This is a genomic window from Streptomyces sp. NPDC054872, assembly GCF_053610705.1.
The window spans coordinates 1-7,573 of sequence record NZ_JBSGYY010000079.1 but is presented as its reverse complement, the minus strand read 5'-3'; the positions used below and the strand labels follow the sequence as shown (position 1 = coordinate 7,573).

Genomic DNA, 7,573 nt, shown 5'->3' with positions numbered 1-7,573 from the left:
GCCCCGCACCGTGCAGGTGCGGGGCCCCGACTGTGTTCACGGACCGGCTGCGGTCAGCGCACCTCGCGCAGCACCTCGAGAACCGCCGCCTCGTCGGGCGCGGCCTCGAGCCGCTCCCGGAAGCCGGTGTCCATCAGCTTGCGCGAGAGCAGCGCGAGGATCCGCAGGTGCTCGTCGCCCGCGGCGGCCTCCGGCACGGAGATCATGAAGATCAGCTTGGCCTTCGTACCGTCGAGCGCACCCCACTCGATGCCCTCGGCCGACCGCGCGAACCCGACGACCGGCGAGGTCACCGCGTCGGTCTTGGCGTGCGGGATGGCGATCTCCTCGCCGAGACCCGTGGTGCCCTGGGCCTCGCGGCGCAGGGCCGTCCGCACGAGCTCCTCGACGTCGTTCACCTTGCCGGTGGCGGCAAGGAGGTTCGCCATCTCGCGGATCGCGGAGTCCTTGTCGGCGGAGTCGAGACGGACCTTCACGGTCTGCTCGGTGAGATAGCCGGAAAGGACTTCGCCGTCCTCGTCGTCCTCCTCATCGGCGGGGGAGACGGCAGGCGAGGCAGGCGCGGCAGCGGCGGCCTTCTGAGGTGCCACGGATGCCCCGGAACCGACGGCTCCGGCACCCACACCCGCACCCGCGCCCGCGAGCACCGGCTCGGGACCGCCCGGCACGTCGACGATCGGTGCCCCACGCCGCTTGCGCTCGCTGATGTCGACCAGGGTGACCGTCGTCAGGGCGGTGACGACCGCACCCACGGCGACAGCGATGAAGAACATCGGTACGCCGCCGATGGCACCCAGGACCGCCACGATCGGCCCGCCGTGCGGCACGGCGTCCTCGACGCCCGCCTGACCGGCGATCGCACCGGCGACGGCGCCGCCGAGCATGTTCGCGGGAATGACCTGCGCGGGCCGCGCGGCCGCGAAGGGGATCGCTCCCTCCGAGATGCCGAAGAAGCCCATGAACAAGGCGGCCAGGCCGGTCTCCCGTTCCTGCTCGTTGTAGAGCCGCTTGCGGATCAGCGTCGCGAGCCCCTGGCCGAGCGGCATCACCGGGATCGCGGCGGCGCACATGCCCATGACGGTCTGGTTGCCGGTCGCGATGAGCCCCGCGCCGAACAGGAACGCCGTCTTGTTGACCGGACCGCCCATGTCGAACGCGATCATGAGTCCGAGGATCGCGCCGAGCAGGATCGCGCTGGTCCCCGTCATGCCGCTGAGCCAGTCGGTCAGATGCTCGAAGACCCACGCGATCGGTTCGCCGATGACGTAGATGAAGAAAAGACCGAGTGCCGTCGTCGCGACGATGGGGATCACGATGATCGGCATGATCGGCTGGGCGAACTTGGGGACCTTGACCTTCTTGATCCACAGCACCAGGTAGCCGGCGAGGAAGCCGGTCACGATGGCCCCGATGAAGCCCGCGCCCGCCTTGGAGTCGTACAGCTCACCGGTGTTGGCGATCCAGCCGCCGATCATGCCGGGCACGAGCGCGGGCCGGTCGCCGATCGCGTACGCGATATAGCCGGAGAGGATCGGCACCATCAGCGTGAAGCCGATGACGCCGATCTGGTTGACGTGCATCCAGAACGAGTCGTCGGGGATGACGAGCCCGCCCTTGGGGTCCGTGTGCCCGCCGAGCGACAGCGAGATCGCGATCAGCAGACCGCCGACCACGACGAACGGAATCATGTACGAGACGCCGTTCATCAGCGCCTTGTACGCGAGGCTCCGCTCCTTGCCGCCTCCGCCGGAGGACGGCTGGGCGGAACCGCCGCCGCCCCCTTCGCCCCCACCGTGCACGGGCGCGCTCTGCACCTGCTCGATCAGCTGTTCGGGGCGGCTGATGCCCTCGGACACGCCGACGGACAGCACACGCTTGCCCACGAAGCGGCCGCGGTCGACGTCCTTGTCCGCCGCGATGATGATGCCGTCAGCGTCCCTGACATCGTTGTCAGTCAGTACGTTCTCGGCACCGATGGAGCCCTGCGTCTCCACCTTCATGTCGATGCCGAGGCTCTCCGCCGCCTGCGAGAGCTTCTCCGCCGCCATGTACGTGTGGGCGATACCGGTCGGACAGGCGGTCACGGCGAGCAGCTTGAGCTTCCTGCGCTCGCCACTGCTCCCGCCTATGGGGGGATCGGCCGGATGGGTCACGTGGATCTCCTAACGCCTTCGTCGAACAAGATCGCGCAAATGTTCCCGATCTCAAGGCATCCTGCAACACGCGGACACAAGTTCAAAAGCGCAAAGGTCCCGAATGGGCAGGTCTGTCGCCCTGTCCGTGGCCCCGCCCGCGGCCGCCCTCCCCGGGCGTGCTCCCGGGGAGGCCCCCGGGGAGGCGGGCTGGGGCTCGCTGGGCCAATCGGTGTAGCTTTGTGACCGAGCCAGACGTCGCTGCTGATGGCGGTCGGGCGGTGCCTGCACGGGCGCCGTCCGAGGGAGAGAGGGCCTCCGACGGACTGCGCTGCTGCGCGCCGGTGCTTCTCCGTGCCGTCGTCGCAGGTCAGCCATGTCCACCCACCCTCGATCAACCCCACGAGGAGCAGCTCGCCAATGACGACTCTCATCAACGGCCAGGACTTCAAGGTCGCCGATCTCTCCCTGGCCGAGTTCGGCCGCAAGGAGATCGCCCTCGCCGAGCACGAGATGCCCGGCCTGATGTCGATCCGCAAGGAATTCGCCGCCACCCAGCCGCTGGCCGGCGCCCGCATCATGGGCTCGCTGCACATGACCGTGCAGACCGCCGTCCTCATCGAGACCCTCGTCGCCCTCGGCGCCGAGGTCCGCTGGGTCTCCTGCAACATCTTCTCGACCCAGGACCACGCGGCCGCGGCCATCGCCGTCGGCCCGAACGGCACCCCGGACGACCCCCAGGGCATCCCGGTCTTCGCCTGGAAGGGCGAGACCCTCGAGGAGTACTGGTGGTGCACGGAGCAGGCGCTGACCTGGCCGAACACCCCCACCGGCGGCCCGAACATGATCCTGGACGACGGTGGCGACGCCACCCTCCTCGTCCACAAGGGCGTCGAGTACGAGAAGGCCGGCAAGGTCCCGTCCGAGGACACCGCCGAGTCGGACGAGCACCGCGTCATCCTGCAGCTCCTCAACCGCACCATCACCGAGGGCTCGCAGAAGTGGACCCAGCTCGCCTCGGAGATCCGCGGCGTGACGGAGGAGACCACGACGGGCGTCCACCGCCTGTACGAGATGCACCGCGACGGCACCCTCCTCTTCCCGGCGATCAACGTGAACGACGCCGTGACGAAGTCGAAGTTCGACAACAAGTACGGCTGCCGCCACTCCCTGATCGACGGCATCAACCGCGCCACGGACGTCCTGATCGGCGGCAAGACCGCCCTCGTCTGCGGTTACGGCGATGTCGGCAAGGGCTGTGCCGAGTCGCTGCGCGGCCAGGGCGCGCGCGTGATCATCACCGAGGTCGACCCCATCTGCGCCCTGCAGGCGGCGATGGACGGCTTCCAGGTCACGACGCTGGACGAGGTCGTCGACAAGGTCGACATCTTCGTCACCACGACCGGCAACAAGGACATCATCATGGCCTCGGACATGGCCAAGATGAAGCACCAGGCGATCGTCGGCAACATCGGCCACTTCGACAACGAGATCGACATGGCCGGCCTCGCCAAGATCCCCGGCATCGTCAAGGACGAGGTCAAGCCGCAGGTCCACACGTGGACGTTCCCCGACGGCAAGGTCCTCATCGTCCTCTCCGAGGGCCGCCTGCTGAACCTGGGCAACGCGACCGGCCACCCGTCCTTCGTGATGTCCAACTCCTTCGCGGACCAGACGCTGGCCCAGATCGAGCTGTTCACCAAGCAGGAGGAGTACCCGACCGACGTCTACGTGCTCCCCAAGCACCTGGACGAGAAGGTCGCCCGCCTCCACCTGGACTCGCTCGGCGTCAAGCTCACCACCCTCCGTCCCGAGCAGGCCGCGTACATCGGCGTAGAGGTAGAGGGCCCGTACAAGCCGGACCACTACCGCTACTGAGCAACCCCGGCCGAGGCCACTCCACGCCCCGGCCCCAAGCTCACCGCAGGCCCTCGCCCACCCGGGCGGGGGCCTGCGCCCGTGCGTGCGGGCGGAGCACCTTGCGCCCGGCACCGCCGCTCCGACAGAGCCCGAGGCACCCGGCTGCGGGCCACACTCGGACCCAGGGCAAACCTGGCGACCCGTCAGAAGGCACCCAGAACCCGAGAGCTGCCGGGACCCGAGAGCTTCCGTGACTCAGGAGCTGCCAGAACTCAGGAGCTGCCGGGGCTCAAGAGCTGCCAGGACTCAGGAACTGGGTATGGATGCGCCGCCCCCGCCCAGCCTCTTCACCCCGCCCCGGCTCTTCACCCCGCACCGCTCGACCCGGCCGAGGCCCGGCAGGCTGCCACCCGCAGGTACCGCCGGGCCCCGAAGCGCCCCGGAATGACGGCTGGCCTACCTTGGGTCCGGGGCGGACCGAGCCGCCCCTCCCTACAGCGGGCCCCGGCCCACAGCCGACCGAAGGCCCGCCCCGGCCCTCGGACGAGAACCCGCCCCCGACAAGGACCGAGCCCCATGCCCCGCGGCCACTATTCGCTTCACGACCCGCACGACCACACCCCCCTCGGTGAAGAACACTTCCACTGCGCCCCCGGCCCTTCCGGCTGGCGCTACGTCTCCCAGCGGACCGCACCCTCGGGCGCGCCCACCGGCTCCGTCGACCTGGCCCTCGATGAACTGGGCCGCCCCATCCGCCTCGAACTGCACGCGGGGGACTGGCAGATCCGCGCCGCGGCGATCGACGGCGTCACATGGGTACGCACCGACCCCACCGGAACCCACGCCACCGAAGACAACGCCCCCGCCCACGCCTTCACCGGCACATCCCCCGCTTTCCTTGTCGCGACCACACGCCTCCTCCGGCTCACCCCCGCTTCCCCCGCGACCCGCGTCCGCCTCGTCGCCTTCACCGACCCGGTCCTGGCCCCCCGCACCCTCGACCAGTCCTGGGCTCTGCTGAAAAGCGAAGCACACGCCACTGACAACGGCCCGCTGATCGTGGACGAATACCAGGTCACAGCCTTGGACACCGGCGAACAGCACGCCATCCACATCGCCGGTGACGTCGTCCTCTCCGCCCCCGGCACGGAGCTCGAGAACCTCGAATCCCCGCCCTCGACGTTCGCCTGACCCCGACGCGGCCCTACGCGGGCGGCACGAACCCGGTGACAGGAGGCGGGGCCTCCGCACTCTCCTGCCGCACGGCCGCCGGCACCTCACGCGCCTCCTGCCCGACCGCGGGCCCCGCCGGACGAGCCGGGTAGGCCGGGTAAACCGGGTGGGCAGGGGAGGCCGGATGGGCAGGGGAGGCCGGGGGAGGCGGCGTCACGTACGCCGCTCCGGCAGCAGGCACTCCACCCCCACCACCGAACGCCCGGCGAGCGTCCCGAGCCTGCCGCTCCTGCACGACCGCCGCCAGGTACGCCGCCGGCGGAACACCCTGCGGAGCCGGCGCCCCCGTACGTTCCGCGAGATCCCCGGCAAGCCGCTCGGCCATCGTCCAGCCCACCTGCGGATCCAACTGCCCCATGCGGGTCAGGTACTGCCGGATCGCGAGCCACAGCCCCTCGGGCACCCCGGACAGATCGAGCCCGGAGAAGCGCCCCGCGAGCCAAGGCGGCGGCGGAGGGATGAAGGGCGACTGCCCGGCCGGCACCCGCTCCCGCACCACAAGCGTCCCCGCGAACACATCCCCGAGCCGCCGCCCCCGCGCCGACACCAGCGAAGCAATGCAGGCGACGACCCCGAACGTCAGCAGAATCTCGACGACCCCCACCGCACCCCGCACCAACGCGTGCCGGAAGCGAATCGGCCCCCCGTCGTCCCGCACCACCCGCAGCCCGCACGCCATCTTCCCCAGCGACCGCCCATGGCTGAGCGTTTCCACCGCGATCGGCCCGCCGACCAGGATCAGCACGAAGCTCGCCACGGCGACCGCCGCGGCCGCCGCGTCGTCCAACGAGGACGTGGAGGCCACGATCGCCAACGTCACCGCCAGGTAGACCGCCCAGGCCACCACCAGGTCGATCAGTACGGCGAGCCCACGACTCGGCAGTTTCGCCGGGCGTAGCTCGAGCGCCACCGCCTCGCCCGTCACAAGCTCACTCACGCCAGCCGCCCTTCCCTGCCCTGCCGTCGGAACCGCCAGTCTGCCAAGCTGAGGCAGCATCGCGCCGCAGTACGAGGAGCAGCCACCTGATGGACCTCGACGTCTTCGTCTCAGCCCACCGAGCAGAGTGGGACCGACTCGACGCCCTGCTGCGCCGCAGGCGCCGACTCAACGGAGCCGAGGCCGACGAACTCGTCGCCCTCTACCAACGCACCGCCACCCACCTCTCCCTCATCCAGTCCAGCGCCCCGGACCCCCAGCTCACCGGCCGGCTGACCCAGCTCGTGGCACGCGCGCGCAGTGCCGTGACAGGAACCCGCCGAGCCTCCTGGCGCGACGCCACGCACTTCCTGTCCCACGGTTTCCCGGCAGCGGTCTACCGCTCCCGCCACTGGTGGGTCCCCACCGCCCTGCTCTCGACGGTCCTCGCGGCGATCATCGGCTGGTGGATCGCCACGCACCCCGAGGTCCAGTCGTCCATCGCGGCCCCCGGAGAACTGCGCGAGCTCACCCGCCCCGGCGGCGAGTACGAGACGTACTACTCGAGCCACCCGGCAGCATCGTTCGCGGCGCAGGTCTGGACGAACAACGCCCAAGCAGCCGCCATGTGCCTGGTTCTGGGTGCCTTCCTCTGCTTCCCCGTCGTCTGGATCCTCTTCCAGAACATGCTGAACCTGGGAGTAGGCATCGGCCTGATGTCCGACGCCGGCCGTCTCGACACCTTCCTCGGCCTGGTCCTCCCACACGGCCTCCTGGAACTGACCGCGGTCTTCGTGGCCGCCGGTACGGGCCTGCGCCTCGGCTGGACCGTCATCGATCCGGGTCCACGCTCACGCCGAACAGCCCTCGCCGAGGAGGGAAGAGCCGCCCTCGGCATGGCGGTGGGCCTGGCCCTCGTCCTGTTCATCTCCGGCGCCATCGAAGGCTTCGTCACGCCCTCGGGCCTGCCGACCTGGGCCCGCATCAGCATCGGCATCGCCGCTGAACTGGCCTTCCTCGCCTACGTCTACGTCCTGGGCGGCAGGGCGGCACGTGCCGGTGCCACGGGCGACCTGGACCCCGCCGAACGCAGCGCCACGGTCCCCGTCGCAGCCTGATGTGCGTCGGCCCCTGCTGAGCTGCTAGTGTCCTCGACGCCCCAGAAAAACCGTTGACACGGGAGGACTGGGGAGGTAGATTCGAACAGTTGCCTAGAGCTGGACAAGTCCAGCGGCGGCAGTTAATATCTGCCTGCTTCTTGATTCTCATAAGCCAAGAAGCCGCACCCGATTAATCGGAAACTCCAGCCGGTAAGACCGGCCGAAAACTTCTGATAAAGTCGGACTCGCCGGAAAGGGAAACGCGAAAGCCGAAAGGCCGGAGCGGGAACCGGAAAGGCACCGAGGAAATCGGACACGAAAGAGTCTGATAG

The 7,573-nt window shown here is 69.6% G+C and carries 5 protein-coding genes; 3 read left to right on the top strand and 2 right to left on the bottom strand.

Annotated elements, in window-relative coordinates; all coding sequences use genetic code 11:
- Positions 1 to 53: 53 nt before the first annotated feature.
- Complete coding sequence (locus ACWGIH_RS43170; RefSeq protein WP_453452734.1) at positions 54 to 2,153, bottom strand: fructose-specific PTS transporter subunit EIIC; 2,100 nt, start codon at positions 2,151 to 2,153, stop codon at positions 54 to 56.
- Between the two features lie 399 nt (positions 2,154 to 2,552).
- On the opposite strand from ACWGIH_RS43170, the gene ahcY reads away from it, so the two are divergent.
- Positions 2,553 to 4,010: an adenosylhomocysteinase gene (ahcY, locus tag ACWGIH_RS43165; protein ID WP_453452732.1), complete on the top strand. Its 1,458-nt coding sequence runs from the start codon at positions 2,553 to 2,555 to the stop codon at positions 4,008 to 4,010.
- A gap of 558 nt (positions 4,011 to 4,568) precedes the next feature.
- Positions 4,569 to 5,183 (top strand): hypothetical protein, encoded by a 615-nt coding sequence (locus tag ACWGIH_RS43160; RefSeq protein ID WP_453452731.1) that lies wholly within the window; start codon positions 4,569 to 4,571, stop codon positions 5,181 to 5,183.
- 13 nt (positions 5,184 to 5,196) lie between these two features.
- Here the strand turns inward: ACWGIH_RS43160 and ACWGIH_RS43155 are convergent, their stop codons facing one another.
- A complete protein-coding gene (locus ACWGIH_RS43155) occupies positions 5,197 to 6,162 on the bottom strand; it encodes an RDD family protein (protein WP_453452729.1) in 966 nt (321 codons plus the stop codon).
- A gap of 89 nt (positions 6,163 to 6,251) precedes the next feature.
- Here ACWGIH_RS43155 and ACWGIH_RS43150 point away from each other — a divergent pair, with 89 nt between their 5' ends.
- Entirely contained in the window at positions 6,252 to 7,259 is a 1,008-nt protein-coding gene (locus tag ACWGIH_RS43150) for a stage II sporulation protein M (RefSeq protein WP_453452727.1), read from the top strand.
- Positions 7,260 to 7,573: the final 314 nt, after the last annotated feature.

Excerpts from the sequence above, each read along its gene's own strand:
- ahcY (WP_453452732.1), top strand. The coding sequence starts at position 2,553 with ATGACGACTCTCATCAACGGCCAGGACTTCAAGGTCGCCGATCTCTCC.
- ACWGIH_RS43160 (WP_453452731.1), top strand. The coding sequence starts at position 4,569 with ATGCCCCGCGGCCACTATTCGCTTCACGACCCGCACGACCACACCCCC.
- ACWGIH_RS43150 (WP_453452727.1), top strand. The coding sequence starts at position 6,252 with ATGGACCTCGACGTCTTCGTCTCAGCCCACCGAGCAGAGTGGGACCGA.